Annotated in this window: 13 protein-coding genes; 12 read left to right on the top strand and 1 reads right to left on the bottom strand. The window is 68.8% G+C overall.

Annotated elements, in window-relative coordinates; translation table 11 throughout:
- The first annotated feature begins 25 nt into the window (after positions 1-25).
- Positions 26-1315: an ATP-dependent Clp protease ATP-binding subunit ClpX gene (clpX, locus tag ACIHIX_RS17495; RefSeq protein WP_126271894.1), complete on the top strand. Its 1290-nt coding sequence runs from the start codon at positions 26-28 to the stop codon at positions 1313-1315.
- Between the two features lie 67 nt (positions 1316-1382).
- Here the strand turns inward: clpX and ACIHIX_RS17490 are convergent, their stop codons facing one another.
- Positions 1383-2306, bottom strand: coding sequence for a hypothetical protein (locus ACIHIX_RS17490; protein WP_399956321.1), 924 nt, complete (start codon positions 2304-2306; stop codon positions 1383-1385).
- A gap of 137 nt (positions 2307-2443) precedes the next feature.
- Here ACIHIX_RS17490 and ACIHIX_RS17485 point away from each other — a divergent pair, with 137 nt between their 5' ends.
- The 11 genes from ACIHIX_RS17485 (at position 2444) to ACIHIX_RS17435 (ending at position 16515) form a co-directional block, all read left to right on the top strand.
- A complete protein-coding gene (locus ACIHIX_RS17485; protein ID WP_399956318.1) occupies positions 2444-5068 on the top strand; it encodes a valine--tRNA ligase in 2625 nt (874 codons plus the stop codon).
- A gap of 168 nt (positions 5069-5236) precedes the next feature.
- Positions 5237-6724 (top strand): bifunctional folylpolyglutamate synthase/dihydrofolate synthase, encoded by a 1488-nt coding sequence (locus ACIHIX_RS17480; protein ID WP_399956315.1) that lies wholly within the window; start codon positions 5237-5239, stop codon positions 6722-6724.
- Between the two features lie 6 nt (positions 6725-6730).
- Entirely contained in the window at positions 6731-7105 is a 375-nt protein-coding gene (locus tag ACIHIX_RS17475) for a DUF4233 domain-containing protein (protein WP_399956312.1), read from the top strand.
- A 73-nt stretch (positions 7106-7178) separates the two neighbouring features.
- On the top strand, positions 7179-7592 hold the full coding sequence (gene ndk / locus ACIHIX_RS17470; RefSeq protein ID WP_399956309.1) for a nucleoside-diphosphate kinase: 414 nt from the start codon (positions 7179-7181) through the stop codon (positions 7590-7592).
- 265 nt (positions 7593-7857) lie between these two features.
- Complete coding sequence (locus ACIHIX_RS17465) at positions 7858-8877, top strand: rod shape-determining protein (RefSeq protein WP_004931372.1); 1020 nt, start codon at positions 7858-7860, stop codon at positions 8875-8877.
- 156 nt (positions 8878-9033) lie between these two features.
- Complete coding sequence (gene mreC / locus ACIHIX_RS17460) at positions 9034-9981, top strand: rod shape-determining protein MreC (protein WP_399956306.1); 948 nt, start codon at positions 9034-9036, stop codon at positions 9979-9981.
- A gap of 13 nt (positions 9982-9994) precedes the next feature.
- Positions 9995-10675, top strand: coding sequence for a rod shape-determining protein MreD (gene mreD, locus ACIHIX_RS17455; protein WP_399956303.1), 681 nt, complete (start codon positions 9995-9997; stop codon positions 10673-10675).
- A 155-nt stretch (positions 10676-10830) separates the two neighbouring features.
- Positions 10831-13086: a penicillin-binding protein 2 gene (mrdA, locus tag ACIHIX_RS17450; protein WP_399956300.1), complete on the top strand. Its 2256-nt coding sequence runs from the start codon at positions 10831-10833 to the stop codon at positions 13084-13086.
- Positions 13083-14279, top strand: a complete 1197-nt coding sequence (gene rodA / locus ACIHIX_RS17445) for a rod shape-determining protein RodA (protein WP_399956298.1) — start codon at positions 13083-13085, stop codon at positions 14277-14279. Before mrdA ends, rodA begins: the two co-directional genes overlap by 4 nt.
- Before the next feature lie 44 nt (positions 14280-14323).
- Complete coding sequence (locus ACIHIX_RS17440; RefSeq protein WP_399956295.1) at positions 14324-14932, top strand: hypothetical protein; 609 nt, start codon at positions 14324-14326, stop codon at positions 14930-14932.
- Positions 14933-15006: 74 nt separating this feature from the next.
- Complete coding sequence (locus tag ACIHIX_RS17435; RefSeq protein ID WP_399956293.1) at positions 15007-16515, top strand: CHAD domain-containing protein; 1509 nt, start codon at positions 15007-15009, stop codon at positions 16513-16515.
- Positions 16516-16604: the final 89 nt, after the last annotated feature.

Below are 16604 nucleotides of genomic sequence, written 5' to 3'. Positions count from 1 at the left end.
CTCCCAGGCGAAGGGGAAGCACACCGTGGCACGCATCGGTGACGGCGGCGATCTGCTCAAGTGCTCGTTCTGCGGCAAGAGCCAGAAGCAGGTCAAGAAGCTCATCGCAGGGCCCGGTGTCTACATCTGCGACGAGTGCATCGATCTCTGCAACGAGATCATCGAGGAAGAACTCGCGGAGACCAGCGAGGTGCGCTGGGAGGAACTCCCCAAGCCCCGCGAGATCTACGAGTTCCTCGAGGGCTACGTGGTCGGCCAGGAGGCCGCCAAGAAGGCGCTCTCCGTAGCGGTCTACAACCACTACAAGCGCGTCCAGGCCGGCGAGAACGGCGGCGCCAACGGCCGTGACGACGCGATCGAGTTGGCCAAGTCCAACATCCTGCTGCTGGGCCCCACGGGCTCGGGCAAGACGCTGTTGGCCCAGACACTGGCCCGCATGCTGAACGTCCCCTTCGCGATCGCGGACGCAACCGCGCTCACGGAGGCGGGGTACGTCGGTGAGGACGTCGAGAACATCCTCCTCAAGCTCATCCAGGCGGCGGACTACGACGTCAAGAAGGCCGAGACCGGGATCATCTACATCGATGAGATCGACAAGGTCGCGCGGAAGAGTGAAAACCCGTCGATCACGCGGGACGTGAGCGGCGAGGGCGTCCAGCAGGCCCTCCTGAAGATCCTGGAAGGCACGACGGCGTCGGTCCCCCCGCAGGGCGGCCGCAAGCACCCCCACCAGGAGTTCATCCAGATCGACACGACGAACGTCCTGTTCATCGTGGGCGGCGCCTTCGCGGGCCTGGAGAAGCTCATCGAATCGCGGGCCGGCGCCAAGGGCATCGGCTTCGGCGCGACGATCCGCTCGAAGCGGGAGCTCGAGGCCAAGGACCAGTTCGAGGACGTCATGCCCGAGGACCTGGTGAAGTTCGGCATGATCCCGGAGTTCATCGGCCGCCTCCCCGTCATCACCTCGGTCCACAACCTCGACCGCGAGGCGTTGTTGCAGATCCTGGTGGAGCCGAGGAACGCCCTGGTGAAGCAGTACCAGCGCCTCTTCGAACTCGACGGCGTGGAGCTGGACTTCGAGCGCGAGGCCCTCGAAGCCATCGCCGACCAGGCCATCCTCCGCCAGACCGGCGCCCGAGGCCTGCGCGCCATCATGGAGGAAGTCCTCCAGGGCGTGATGTACGAGATCCCGTCCCGCAAGGACGTGGCGCGGGTCGTCATCACGGCAGACGTGGTCCACTCCAACGTCAACCCGACGCTGATTCCGCGCGATGCGCGGGGCGGGCGGGGGTCGGGGGAGCAGAAGACGGCGTAACGGCCGTACAGAAGCGAACGAAGGGGCCCCGGTCAACCGACCGGGGCCCCTTCGCCGTTGAGGAACCTCAGACCTTGACCCGCACGTCGCTGCGGAGCTTGGCGGCCAGTTCGGCCGCGTCCTCCATCGAGGCGCTCTTGCCCGTGACCAGGAGAGCCATGTCGTAGGAGACCACGTACGTCAGCGTGCTGTGGTCACCCCAGACGCAGACCGGCATCGTGACGGTCTGGCCGGACTCCTTGGACTCCATCTCCTGGCACTTCATGATGCCGTTGTCGAACCCGGAGGGCTTGAACTCCTGCGGGCTGCCCTTGAGCGTGACGCCGGAGTCCTTGTCCTTCTGGGACTCCTTCTTCAGCTGGGCGAACATCGCGTCGACCACCTTCTCCGGGTCGTCGATGCTGCCGTAGACGCCCGCGAACATCAGGTTCTTGGCGGTCATGCCCGTCCCCGCGGTGTAGCTCGCGCTGACGTCCTTGGCATCCTTGACGCCCCACGACTCCGCGTCCTTCACATCGCTCTCGGTGAGCGTGTCGGCCTCGGCGTCGTCGCCCTTCTTGTACTCGCTGCCGATGACCGTCGCCGGCGTCGTCAGCTTGTACGTGCCGTCGTCGGCGATGTCCGACCCACCGTCACTGCCGCCCTTGAGCAGCAGCGCCGCCCCCACCGCGATCGCCGCGACCACGGCCACCGCGCCGATGATGATGCCGAGCTTCTTCTTGCCGCCGCCCGGGGCCGGGGGCTGCGGGACGCCGTACGGGGCCTGGCCGTAGGGGGGCTGCTGGCCGTACGGGGGCTGGCCCTGGGGCGGGACGCCCTGCGGGGGCTGCTGCGGGTAGCCGTACCCCGGCTGGGGCTGGGCCGGCTGCTGGGGGTAGCCGTAGCCGGGCTGGGGGGCCTGCGGCGGCTGCTGGCCGTACGGACCCGGCTGGCCGTACGGTCCGGGCTGCTGGGGCTGCCCGCCGTACGGGCCCGGCTGGTTGTAGCTCATTTCCTGGGTTCCCCTCCAGATACTTATGTGTTCCTGACATCCTTGCGCAGGCCGGGCACAGCCACCGCATCGGGGGGCCCACCGTTACAGAACAAACGCGTTTCGGGACACGCCCGGGACACCCCTAAACTGACCCCGTGACCGAGAACGCTCAGCAGCAGCCTCCAGCGCCCAACACCGAACTGCCGACCCAGTACGCGCCGGCCGACGTAGAGGGGCCGCTGTACGAGCGCTGGGTAGAGCGCGGTTACTTCGAGGCGGACGAGAAGAGCGACAAGCCGCCGTACACCATCGTCATCCCGCCGCCGAACGTCACCGGCAGCCTGCACTTGGGGCACGCCTTCGAGCACACCCTCATCGACGCCCTGACCCGCCGTAAGCGCATGCAGGGCTTCGAGACGCTGTGGCAGCCCGGCATGGACCACGCCGGCATCGCCACCCAGAACGTCGTCGAGCGCGAACTCGGCAAGGAGGGCAAGTCCCGGCACGACCTCGGGCGCGAAGCCTTCGTCGAGCGCGTCTGGCAGTGGAAGGGCGAGTCCGGCGGGCAGATCAGCGGTCAGATGCGGCGCCTGGGTGATGGTGTCGCCTGGTCTCGTGAGCGGTTCACGATGGACGAGGGGCTGTCGCAGGCCGTTCAGACCATCTTCAAGCGCCTCTACGACGACGAGCTGATCTACCGCGCCGAGCGCATCATCAACTGGTGCCCGCGCTGCCTCACCGCCATCTCGGACATCGAGGTCGAGTACCAGGACGACGACGGCGAGCTGGTCAGCATGAAGTACGGGGAGGGTGACGAGACCATCGTCGTCGCCACCACCCGTGCCGAGACCATGCTCGGCGACACCGCCGTCGCCGTTCACCCCGACGACGAGCGCTACAAGCACCTGGTCGGCAAGCTCATCAAGCTGCCGCTGACCGACCGTTCCATCCCCGTCGTCGCCGACACCCACGTCGACCCCGAGTTCGGCACGGGCGCCGTCAAGGTCACCCCGGCCCACGACCCGAACGACTTCGAGATCGGCCAGCGGCACGACCTGCCGGCCATCACGATCATGGACGAGCACGCTGTCATCACGGCCCACGGTCCCTTCCAGGGCCTGGACCGCCTGGAGGCCCGTTCCGCGATCGTCGCCGCCCTGCGCGCCGAAGGCCGGATCGTCGCCGAGAAGCGGCCGTACGTCCACTCCGTCGGCCACTGCTCGCGCTGCAAGACCACCATCGAGCCGCGCCTGTCCATGCAGTGGTGGGTCAAGGTCGGTCCGCTGGCCAAGGCCGCGGGTGACGCTGTCCGTGACGGGCGCGTCAAGATCCATCCGCAGGAGATGGAGAAGCGCTACTTCGACTGGGTCGACAACCTCCACGACTGGTGTATTTCACGGCAGTTGTGGTGGGGACATCGGATTCCCGTGTGGTACGGCCCCAACGGCGAAGTGGTCTGCGTCGGGCCGGACGAGCAGCCTCCGACCGGCGAGGGCTGGCGTCAGGACACCGACGTCCTCGACACCTGGTTCTCCTCCGGCCTGTGGCCCTTCTCCACCCTTGGCTGGCCCGAACAGACCGAGTCACTCGCGAAGTTCTACCCGAACTCCGTCCTGGTCACCGGCTACGACATCCTCTTCTTCTGGGTCGCCCGGATGATGATGTTCGGCTTGTACGCGATGGACGGCACCCCGCCGTTCCACACCATCGCCCTGCACGGCATGGTCCGCGACCAGTTCGGCAAGAAGATGTCGAAGTCCTTCGGCAACGCGGTCAACCCGCTGGACTGGATGGACAAGTACGGCAGCGACGCCCTGCGCTTCACCCTCGCGCGCGGTGCCAACCCCGGCGTCGACGTCCCGATCGGCGAGGACTGGGTCCAGGGCTCCCGCAACTTCGCCAACAAGATCTGGAACGCGACCCGCTTCGCGCTGATGAACGGCGCGACGGTGGACGGCCCGCTGCCCGACGCCTCCAAGATGTCGGCGACGGACCGCTGGATCCTCTCCCGCCTCAACTCGGTCGTCGCCGAAGTCGACGCCCTCTACGAGGACTACCAGTTCGCGAAGCTCTCCGACGCCCTCTTCCACTTCGCGTGGGACGAGGTCTTCGACTGGTACGTCGAGCTGTCCAAGACGACGTTCCAGGCGGGCGGCGAACCGGCCGAGGTCAGCAAGCGCGTCCTCGGCGAGGTCCTCGACGTCACGCTGAAGCTGCTGCACCCGGTGGTCCCGTTCGTCACGGAGACCCTCTGGACCACCCTCACGGGCGGCGAGTCGGTCGTCATCGCCGACTGGCCGACGGACAGTGGCTTCCGTGACACGGCTGCCGAGCGCGAGATCGAGTCGCTCCAGTCCGTCATCACCGAGGTCCGTCGCTTCCGCGCCGACCAGGGCCTCCAGCCCGGCCAGCGCGTGCCCGCACGGCTGACGTTGGACGGCACTGCCCTGGCCCCGCACGAGGCGGCCATCCGCCAGCTCCTCCGCCTCCAGCCGGAGGGCGAGGCCTTCTCGGCGACGGCCACCCTCCCGGTCGCGGGTGCCACGGTCGCCCTCGACCTCTCCGGCACGATCGACGTCGCGGCGGAGCGCAAGCGCCTCGCCAAGGACCTCGCGGCGGCGGAGAAGGAGAAGGCCCAGGCCCAGGCCAAGCTCGGCAACGAGGCCTTCCTGGCCAAGGCCCCGGACAACGTCGTGGACAAGATCCGCGGCCGCCTGGCAAAGGCCGACGAGGACATCGCGCGGATCCAGTCCCAGCTGGACAAGCTGCCGGAGGCGTAAGCGGTTGTACGTGGATGAGGGTGTCGGGAGTTTTCAGCTCCGGGCACCCTCATCGCCGTCAGGGGCGCGGGGAACTGCGCGACCGGCCACACCACCCGCACCCGCCAGCCAAGCCCAGCCACCCCACTCCATAGGCGAGCTGTCAGCCCTCCTCCGTAGACTGACCCCGTGAGCGACAGCGACGACCCCTTCGACGAGATCATCTCGGCAGAGACAGACCGCGACCCCGACCTCGCGGTCATCGAGGCCGGCAGCCGCACCCTGCGCACCCAAGGCACCCCGCCGGAGGCACAGGTACCGGCCCGCCCCGAGGACCCCGAGCTCGACAAGGCCCTCAGGGACGTCGAGGCGGAGCTCGCCACGCGCTGGGGCGAGACCAAGCTGGAGCCCTCCGTCAGCCGCATCGCCGCGCTGATGGACGTGCTGGGCGAGCCGCAGCGGTCGTACCCCTCGATCCACATCACGGGGACGAACGGCAAGACCTCCACGGCCCGCATGATCGAGGCCCTGCTCGGCGCCTTCGAGCTGCGTACGGGTCGCTACACCAGCCCCCACGTGCAGTCCGTCACCGAGCGCATCAGCCTCGACGGGGCGCCGATCTCCGCCGAGCGGTTCATCGAGACGTACGAGGACATCAAGCCGTACATCGAGATGGTGGACGCGCAGCAGCAGTACCGCCTGTCCTTCTTCGAGGTGCTGACCGGCATGGCGTACGCCGCCTTCGCGGACGCGCCCGTGGACGTGGCCGTCGTCGAGGTCGGCATGGGCGGCACCTGGGACGCGACGAACGTGATCGACGGGGACGTCGCCGTCGTCACGCCCATCGACCTCGACCACACCGACCGGCTCGGTGAGACGCCCGGCGAGATCGCCAAGGAGAAGGCGGGCATCGTCAAGCAGGACGCCACGGTGATCCTGGCGCAGCAGCCGGTCGACGCCGCTCAGGTGCTGCTCAAGAAGGCGGTCGAGGTCGACGCCACGGTGGCTCGGGAAGGGCTCGAGTTCGGGGTCGTCTCGCGGCAGGTCGCCGTCGGCGGACAGCTGCTGACGCTGCGCGGGCTCGGCGGGGAGTACACGGAGGTCTACCTCCCGCTGCACGGCCCCTACCAGGCGCACAACGCCGCCGTCGCGCTCGCCGCCGTGGAGGCGTTCTTCGGCGTCGGCTCGCAGCGGCCCGAGCCGCTCGACATCGACACCGTCCGCAAGGCGTTCGCGGCCGTGTCCTCGCCGGGCCGGCTGGAGGTCGTACGGCGGTCTCCCACCGTCGTCCTCGACGCCGCCCACAACCCCGCGGGCGCCCGCGCCACCGCCGAGGCGGTCGGTGAGGCCTTCGACTTCAGCCGGCTGATCGGCGTGGTCGGGGCGAGCGGCGACAAGAACGTACAGGGGCTGCTCGAGGCCTTCGAGCCGATCTTCGCGGAGATCGTGATCACGCAGAACTCCAGCCACCGCGCCATGGACGCCGACGAGCTGGCCGCGATCGCCGTCGAGGTGTTCGGCGAGGAGCGCGTCCAGGTCGAGCCGCGGCTGCCCGACGCCCTGGAGGCCGCGATCACGCTGGCCGAGGAGGAGGGCGAGTTCGCGGGCGGCGGTGTGCTCGTGACCGGTTCCGTCATCACTGTCGGCGAGGCCCGACTGCTTCTGGGGAGGGGCTGACCACCCGTGCGTACGCTCTGTTCTTCGACCCTGATCGGCGAGTTCTTCGTCATCGGCTTCGCCGCGCTGGTCGCGATGAAGGACGACGACCTGTCCTCGTCCACGGTGTGGACGGTCAGCGGCATCGCGATGTTCCTGTGCCTGGCGCTGTGCGGCGTGCTGACCCGGCCGGGCGGCGTCGCCTTCGGCTGGGCCCTGCAGATCGCGCTGATCGCCTCCGGGTTCGTGGTGCCGACGATGTTCTTCCTGGGCGCGATCTTCGCCGCGCTGTGGTGGGCCTCGGTGCACTACGGCCGGAAGGTCGACGAGGCGAAGGCCAGGTTCGCGGCCCAAGCGGCCCAAGCGGCACCGGCCGAGGGCCCCACACCTGACGCTGCGTGACAGGCGGCCGGACACGCCCTGTAACCTCGGTCTTCCCGCACCCGCTTGACACGCTTGACTAAGGAGTCCCCTCGTGACGCAGCGCACCCTCGTCCTCCTCAAGCCCGACGCCGTCCGTCGTGGCCTGACCGGCGAGATCATCAGCCGTATCGAGCGCAAGGCCGGCTGGCAGATCACCGCGCTGGAGCTGCGCACGCTGGACCAGGAGACGCTGGAGCAGCACTACGGCGAGCACAAGGGCAAGCCCTTCTACGAGCCGCTGATGGTGTTCATGGCGTCCGGCCCGGTCGTGGCGCTGATCGTCGAGGGCGAGCGGGTCATCGAGGGCGTCCGCGCGCTGGCCGGCCCGACCGACCCGATCGCCGCCGCGCCCGGTTCGATCCGCGGTGACTTCGGTGTGATCGTCCGTGAGAACCTCATCCACGCCTCCGACTCCGAGGAGTCCGCGGAGCGTGAGGTGAAGATCTTCTTCCCGGGCCGCGCCTAGGCAGTGTGCCGGCGGTGAAAGTCCGGGGAGGTGCTCCCCGGACTTTCTTGGCATATGCGTGCCGATCGAGGGAACGCGCACCCCCGAACGCCCCTCTCCAGAAGCGAACAGCGTCGGCATCTGCTGACAATGGCGGAGACCCTTACGCAGTGTTCGTGCGGGCGCCACTACGATGGAAGCCTTCACGTCACAGCACCCACTTCGCCGACCTGAAAAGCCCTCAAAAGCTCCCAGGAAGGCCAGACGAATCCTGATGGGGAACTCAATGTCGTTCATCGGCCGTGACATGGCTGTCGACCTCGGGACCGCCAACACGCTGGTGTACGTCAGGGGTCGCGGGATCGTACTCAACGAGCCGTCCGTCGTCGCGATCAACACCAACACCGGTGGCATCCTGGCGGTCGGCGCCGAAGCGAAGAAGATGATCGGGCGCACGCCCGGCAACATCGTTGCCGTTCGTCCGCTGAAGGACGGCGTGATCGCCGACTTCGAGATCACCGAGCGGATGCTCCGCTACTTCATCCTGAAGATCCACAAGCGGCGGTATCTGGCTCGTCCGCGGGTCGTCGTCTGTGTGCCCTCGGGCATCACCGGCGTCGAGCGCCGTGCCGTCATCGAGGCGTCGTCCCAGGCCGGCGCCCGTCAGGTGCACATCATCGAGGAGCCCATGGCCGCGGCCATCGGCTCCGGCCTGCCGGTCCACGAGGCCACGGGCAACATGGTGGTCGACATCGGCGGCGGCACGACGGAGGTCGCGGTCATCTCGCTCGGCGGGATCGTCACCGCCCAGTCCATCCGCGTCGCGGGCGACGAACTGGACAACGCGATCATCCAGCACATCAAGAAGGAGTACTCCCTCCTCCTCGGTGAGCGGACGGCCGAGCAGATCAAGATCACGATCGGTTCGGCGTACGACCTCGACGCTGACGAGCACACCGAAATCCGCGGCCGGGACCTCGTCTCCGGGCTGCCCAAGACCGTCGTCATCTCGGCCGCCGAAGTCCGCAAGGCGATCGAGGAACCCGTCAACGCGATCGTGGACGCGGTGAAGACGACCCTCGACAAGTGCCCGCCCGAGCTGTCCGGCGACATCATGGACCGCGGAATCGTTCTGACCGGCGGCGGAGCCCTGCTGCGCGGTCTCGACGAGCGGCTGCGCCGGGAGACCGGCATGCCGATCCACATCGCCGAGGACCCCCTCGACAGCGTGGCGCTCGGCTCCGGCAAGTGCGTGGAGGAGTTCGAGGCGCTCCAGCAGGTCCTGGACGCCCAGCCGCGCAGATGACGTAACTCTTCGATTCCGCCGTACGAGATGATCTCCTCTCGTACGGCGGATCGTTGATATAGAGACATAAGCTCGCCCATAGGCATCCGCGAGCGTTTGTACACCCGCGTACCTGAACACCTGCACATTCCTATGAGGAAGGCACGGCCGCCGCACGTGAGGGACACACGAGAGAGCCGGCTGCTCCTGGTGCTGCTGATCGCCATCGCGTTCGCACTGATCACGGTGGACATCCGCGGCGGGGAGGACTCACCGGTCGACGGTGCCCGTCAGGCCGCGGCCACGGTCTTCGGCCCGATCGAGGACGGCGTCTCCGCCGCGGTGAACCCGGTCGGCAACGCGATCTCCTCCGTCCGCGACTCCGGTGAGCGGCACGACCGGCTCGCCGCCCTGGAGAAGGAGAACGCGGCCCTCAAGGCGAAGCTCGGCAGCGACGACCGCAACGCCAGCCGCCTCAAGCAGCTCAACAAGATGATGGGCATCGCGGCCGAGGGCCAGTACGGCATCAAGGGCGCCGAGGTCATCGCCATAGGGGCGGCCCAGGGCTTCTCCTGGACCATCACCATCGACGTCGGCTCCCACGACGGCATCAAGCGCGACATGACCGTCCTCAACGGCGACGGACTGGTCGGCCGCGTGACCACGGTCGGCCCGAACACCGCCACCGTGCTCCTCGCCAACGACCCCGACTTCACCGTCGGCACCCGCATGGAGGCCGGCGACGAACTCGGCTTCGCCTCCGGGCAGGGCGACCGCCCGCTGCGCGTCGAACTCCTCAACGGCAAGGCCGAGGTGAAGAAGGGCGACCGCCTGGTCACCTTCGGCTCGCAGGCCGACAAACCCTTCGTGCCCGGCGTCCCGGTCGGTGTCGTCGCCCGCGTCGACCCCTCGGGCGGCGGCCTGACCCGCACCCTCTACGTCACGCCGTACGTCAGCTTCACCAAGCTCGACGTCGTCGGTGTGGTCGTCGAGGCCCCGAAGAAGGACCCGCGGGACACGGTGCTGCCGAAGAAGCCGAAGCCGACCCCCACCCCGACCGTCACCGTCACGGTCACCCCATCGGCGAACACCAATGCCGACGGCCAGTTCGAGCAAGAGCAGTAGGAGCTGATTCCCCTTGCGTGTCAACCGGATCCTGCTCTCCACCTCCCTCGTCGTCGTCGCCCTGGTCCTCCAGGTCAGCGTCCTGTCCAGACTCCATCTCCCAGGCGCCGTCCCCGACATCCTGCTGCTGACCGTCCTGGGCCTCGCCATGGTCTACGGCCATGTCGGCGGCGCCCTCGTGGGGTTCGGCGCGGGACTCCTCGCCGACCTCGCGCCCCCCGCGGACCACGCCGCCGGCCGCTACGCGCTGGTGCTGTGCGTCATCGGCTACCTCGCGGGCCTCGCCAAGCCGGAGAACGGCCGTCTGAAGTCGGCCACCGGCCCGATGGTCGTCGTGGTCGTCGCCGCCCTCGGCACGACACTGCTCTACGCCGGTGTCGGCGCCCTCGTCGGCGACACCGCCGCCCGTCATGTCGGCCTCGGCAGCCTGCTGTTCACGGCCGCGCTCTACGACCTGCTGCTCGCGCCCTTCGTCGTCCCCGGCATCATGTGGCTCGCCCGCCGCGCCGAGAACGACCCGCTCGCGGAGACCAGCTCCTCCGCCAAGAAGACCACCGACATCTCCTCGGGGTGGCTGTCGTCCGGGACGGGGCTGAAGATCGGCGGTCAGCGGGGCGGGCTCGGCTCGCTGAAGACCAAGGCGCGGACGCGCACCGCGCGGGTCGGCCGCATCAAGGGGGTCAAGCGGCTGTGAGGGCGGGTGTGTTGAGGCCGGATCAGGTGGCCGCTGTGGCCTCGGACGAGTTCACTCGAACGGGTTCGCCCGGGCGGAACGAGCTTTCACAGGTCAGCCGTTCATCATTCGTACGCGCACACAACTCGGCGCACTGAGAGGGGGCGGCAGCCGCAGTGACCAACATCCCCGAGACCGGTCGGACTCCACGGGTCCAGATCAGGCTCATCGTGATCCAGATCCTCGTCCTGTCCCTCCTCGGCACCCTCGGCGGGCGCCTGTGGTACCTCCAGATCCGCGAGGGCGACGAATACGCCAAGGAGGCGTCGGGCAACCACGTCCAGCAGGTCGTCGAGCCCGCGGTGCGCGGCTCGATCCTGGACGCGCGCGGCGTGCCGATCGCGGACAACGAGACCCGGCTGGTGGTCTCCGCCTCCCGCACGGACCTGCTGAAGATGAAGGACGACGGCAAGGCCGTCCTCACCAAGCTGGCCAAGGTCCTCGGCATGAAGCCCGCGGAGGTCATGCAGAAGGTTCGCCTGTGCGACGCCAAGACCCCCCAACCCTGCTGGAACGGCTCGCCGTACCAGCCGATCCCCATCACCGACGAGGCCACCGCCAAGCAGGCGCTACAGATCCGCGAGCGCGCCGAGGACTTCCCCGGCATCACCGCCGAACCCGAGGCCGTGCGCCGCTACCCGAGCCCCGGCAACGCCAACACCGCCCAGGTCCTCGGCTATCTCTCCCCGGTCACCGACGAGGAGATCACCAAGGCCCAGGACACCGACTCGCCCTATCTGCGCTCCGACCAGGTCGGCCGCTCGGGGCTTGAGCGGGAGTACGACAAGGAACTGCGCGGCAAGGCCGGCGTCACCCGCTACGAGGTGGACAACCTCGGCCGCGTCATCGGCCAGGCCGAGGCGGACGAGGCCCAGCCCGGCGCCAACCTCGTCACCAGCATCGACTCCCGCGTCCAGCGCGTCGCCGAGTACGAGCTGAACGACGCGATGAAGGAAGCCCGCAAGCAGTTCGACGACAACACCGGCGAGAACTACAAGGCGGACTCCGGTGCCGTCGTCGTCATGGAGGCCAAGACCGGCCGCATCGTCGCCATGGCGTCCAACCCGACCTACGACCCCAACGCCTGGGTCGGCGGCATCTCCGCCAAGGACTACAAGAAGCTGACGGGCAAGAGCTCCAACTACCCGCTGCTCAACCGGGCCATCCAGGGCCAGTCGGCGCCCGGCTCCACCTTCAAGGTGATCTCCACGGCCGCCGCCGTCGAGGCCGGCTACGACTTCGACGGCCGCTACCCCTGCACGAGCTCCTACTCGGTGGGCGGCCAGGTCTTCAAGAACTTCGAGTCGGAGAACTTCGGCCCCATCAACCTCGGCCGCGCGCTGGAGGTGTCCTGCGACACCGTCTTCTACGGCCTCGCCCACAAGGAGTGGCAGCGGGACGGCGGCATCAACCCGAAGAAGGGCGAGCCGAACGACTACTTCTTCAAGGCCGCCCACCAGTTCGGCCTCGGCAAGACCACCGGCATCGACCTGCCCAACGAGGTCACCGGCCGCGTCCCCGACCGCCAGTGGAAGCAGGCGTACTGGGAGGCCAACAAGGACGCCTGGTGCAAGACCGGCAAGAAGGACGGCACGTACGTCGAGAAGATCTCCTACGAGAACTGCCTCGAAGGCAACAAAATGCGTGCCGGTGACGAGATCAACTACTCCATCGGCCAGGGCGACACCATGGTCACCCCGATCCAGATGGCCACGATCTACGCGGCGATCTCCAACGGCGGCACCCTGTACGACCCGACGGTCGGCAAGGCCGTCGTCAGCGCCGACGGCAAGAGCGTCGACGAGATCGCGCCCAAGTCCCACGGCAAGCTGCCGATAAGCAAGACCACGCTGGCCAAGATGGACGACGCCCTCGCGGGCGTGGCCACCCGCGGTACGGCCGCCTGGCGCTTCGCCCAGGTCGGCTGGCCGCAGGACAAGATCCCGATGCACGCCAAGACCGGTACGGCCGAGGTCTACGGCAAGCAGACGACGTCCTGGTTCGCCACGTACACCAAGGACTACTCGATCGTGATGACGATCTCCCAGGGTGGTACGGGCTCCGGCGCCTCGGGTCCGGCCGTCCGCAACATCTACGACGCGCTGTACGGCGTCGCCGACGACGGCACCATCACCAAGAAGAACGCGCTGCTGCCCACCCCGCAGAAGAGCCTGCCGAAGGTCCGCACGGACGGCACCATCAAGTCGCCGAAGGTCGCCAAGGACCCGGCCAAGGAGCAGCGGGTGAACCAGCAGGGCGCTCCCGAGCCCGACGAGACCACGCTGGCGGCGACCGTCGAGAAGCCGGCCACTGGCAACCGCAACACCCGCAGGCGGCGCCGGAAGCGCGGAAGCCGGAGGATGTGCACATGACCGGCAACAGCTTCTCCGTCTCCGGGTACGGCCCCGAGCGCGCGGGCTGGACGCGGCTGTTCGCCCGTGACTCGCTGGCCCGCCGACTGGACTGGCCGATACTGTTCGCGGCCCTCGCCCTGTCGGGGATCGGCTCACTGCTGGTCTTCTCGGCCACCCGCAACCGCACCGAGATCAACCAGGGCGACCAGTACTACTTCCTGATCCGGCACATCATGAACACCGGCATCGGGTTCGCCCTGATGATCGGCACGGTCTGGCTCGGCCACCGCGCCCTGAGGACGGCCGTGCCGATCCTCTACGGCGCCTCGGTGTTCCTGATCCTGATGGTGCTCACCCCGCTGGGCTCCACCGTCAACGGTGCCCACTCCTGGATCGTGCTCGGCGGCGGCTTCTCCCTCCAGCCCTCGGAGTTCGTGAAGATCACGATCATCCTGGGCATGGCGATGCTGCTGGCGGCGCGGGTCGACGCGGGCGACAAGCCCTACCCGGACCACCGGACCGTGCTCCAGGCCCTGGGCCTGGCCGCCGTACCGATGCTGGTCGTCATGCTGATGCCCGACCTCGGGTCGGTCATGGTCATGGTCATCATCGTGCTGGGCGTGCTGCTCGCCTCCGGCGCCTCCAACCGATGGGTCTTCGGACTGCTCGGCACCGGGGCGATGGGCGCGATCGCGGTCTGGCAGCTCGGCATCCTGGACGACTACCAGATCGCCCGCTTCGCCGCCTTCGCCAACCCCAGCCTCGACCCGGCCGGCGTCGGCTACAACACCAACCAGGCGCGGATCGCGATCGGTTCGGGCGGTCTGACCGGCTCGGGCCTGTTCCACGGCTCGCAGACCACCGGCCAGTTCGTGCCCGAGCAGCAGACCGACTTCGTCTTCACGGTCGCGGGCGAGGAACTCGGCTTCGTCGGCGCGGGCCTGATCATCATCCTGCTCGGCGTGGTGCTGTGGCGGGCCTGCCGGATCGCCCGGGAGACGACGGAGCTGTACGGCACGATCGTGGCCGCGGGAATCGTCGCCTGGTTCGCCTTCCAGTCCTTCGAGAACATCGGGATGACCCTGGGCATCATGCCGGTCACCGGCCTGCCGCTGCCGTTCGTGTCCTACGGCGGAACCTCCATGTTCGCCGTGTGGGTCGCGGTGGGCCTGTTGCAGTCGATCAAGGTGCAGCGGCCGATGTCGGCGTAGGGCCAGGTCCTTCGGCGCGTGCCTTTTACTACGGGGGAGTGGGAATGTCCGAGGAGTACGTGGCCCTGTGCCCGGTCGACGAGGAGCTGGTCGACCGGCTGCTGGCCCTGGCCGAGCTGGACCTGACCGACGCCGACACGGTCGGGGCCCGGCTCGGCGAGGCCGGGTGGCCCGACTGGTCGGAGGCGGTGAGCGGTCCGGCGTACGAGGAGACACCCGACGTCCCCGAGGCCACCCATGTCACCCCGCACGGCCATTTCGTCACCGCCGACGGCGACGGCACGCTCTGTCTGCCCTTCGCCTACCTCTACACCGTCGACGGCGGCCTGCTCGACGAGGACATCTGGGGCCCCGTCCCCGGCTGGACCAGCCAGGAGGGCGCCTGGCGGCCGGAGTTCGACGCCCACCACGCCACCGTCGTCCAGCGCTTCACCGACCGCCTCGGCCTGCCGCACCACGACATACGCCGGCCCAGACACCACACCCGGTACGTCAGCTGGCGCCTGGAGCACAACGTACTGATCGTCGGACAGGGCCCCGAGCCGCTGTCGTACGACCAGTTCGAGGACGCCCATGTCCTCCTGCTGTCCCGCACGGCGAAAGACGCGCCGTTCTCGGACAGCGAGGCGATGCGGGCGCTGCTCACCTCCTGATTCCCCGGAGTTTCCCGGGGATTCGGCGTCGGCGCCCTCTGCCGTCGCGCCCTGACTCCGTCTAGATTCGGGTCATGGCGGACACAAAGCGCGAGATCGAGCGGAAGTACGAGTCCGACGACAGCGGACTGCCCGACCTCACCGGCGTCGCCGGGGTCGCGGCCGTCATCGACAAGGGTGTCGCTCACCTGGACGCCACCTACTACGACACCCACGACGAGCGCCTCGCCGCGTCCTCGATCACCCTGCGCCGCCGCACCGGTGGCACCGACGCCGGCTGGCACCTGAAGTTCCCCGTCGCACCCGGCGTACGGGACGAGATCCAGGCGCCGCTGTCCGACACCGTGCCCCGCGTCCTCGCCGGACTCCTCCGCTCCCGGGTCCGGGATGCCGAGCTGCGGCCCGTCGTCCGGCTCCGCTCCGACCGGGACGTCCGTCATCTCGTCGACGCCGAGGGCGTACTCCTGGCCGAGGCCAGTGTGGACGCCGTGCGCGCCGAACGGCTCACCGAGGGCGGCGGCGCCGTCCAGTGGACCGAGATCGAGGTCGAACTCGCCGACGGCGGCGACCCCGGTTTCCTCGACAAGGTGGAGAAACGGCTGCGGAAGGCGGGCGTGCGGCCGTCGGGGTCGGCGTCCAAACTGGCGCGGGCGCTGGCGGAGACCGACGGAAAGAGGAAACGGAGGAGGAAGGCCGGCCGGCCCGCCGCCCCGGAGACCGCCGGGGACCACGTCCTCGCCTATCTCCGCGCCCAGCGGGACGCGATCGTCGAGCTCGACCCGGCCGTACGGCGGGACGTGTACGACTCCGTGCACCGCATGCGCGTCGCCACCCGCCGGATGCGCAGCGCGTTCAGGTCGTACGGCCTGGTCCTGGACCGTGCGGTCACCGACCCGATCGGCGAGGAGCTGAAGTGGCTCGCCGGCGAACTGGGCGTGGACCGCGACCAGGAGGTACTGACGGAACGGCTGACCGCCCGCCTCGACGAACTGCCGCGCACCCTGCTCACGGGCCCCGTGCGCACCCGGCTGCGCACCTGGGCGCACGCCCGCAGCAGCGGATCGCGCCGCCGGCTGATCGCCGTACTGGACGGAAAGCGGTACCTGGACCTGCTCGCCGCCCTGGACACGCTGGTGGCCGATCCGCCGGTGCTGAAGGCGGCCGACGGGAGGCCGTCCAAGGTGCTCCCCAAGGCCGTACGGAAGGACTTCGGGAAGCTGACGGAGCTGGTCGAGCAGGCGATCGAGCTGCCGTCCGGCACCGACCGGGACCTCGCGATCCACGAGGCGCGCAAGAAGTGCAAGCGCACGCGGTACTCGGCGGAGGCGGCGGCCAAGGCGCTCGGGGAGCCCGCCGTCGATCTCGCCCGGTCGATGAAGAGTCTCCAGGGGCTGCTCGGCGACCACCAGGACAGCGTGATGGCCCGCGCGGCCCTGCGCGATCTCGCGGGTCAGGCGTACGGGGCGGGGGAGAGCACGTTCACGTACGGCGTGCTGTACGGGCACGAGGAGCGGCGTGCCGAGCTGGTCGAGCTGGATCTGCCCGTCACCTGGCCGACGATCAAGGGCGACATGGAGGTCTGAACGGCCGGGCCGGAGTGGACGGACGGACAGGGGCGGTCCGCGCTCGCGTTACGCTAGATGGTCACCCCTGTCAGTCCACGGAAGTGCGA

Origin of the sequence: Streptomyces sp. NPDC051913 (genome assembly GCF_044593635.1) — a bacterium.
Lineage (GTDB): Bacteria > Actinomycetota > Actinomycetes > Streptomycetales > Streptomycetaceae > Streptomyces.
The sequence above is the reverse complement of the archived record's forward strand: the minus strand, read 5'-3'. Positions and strand labels throughout refer to the sequence as shown.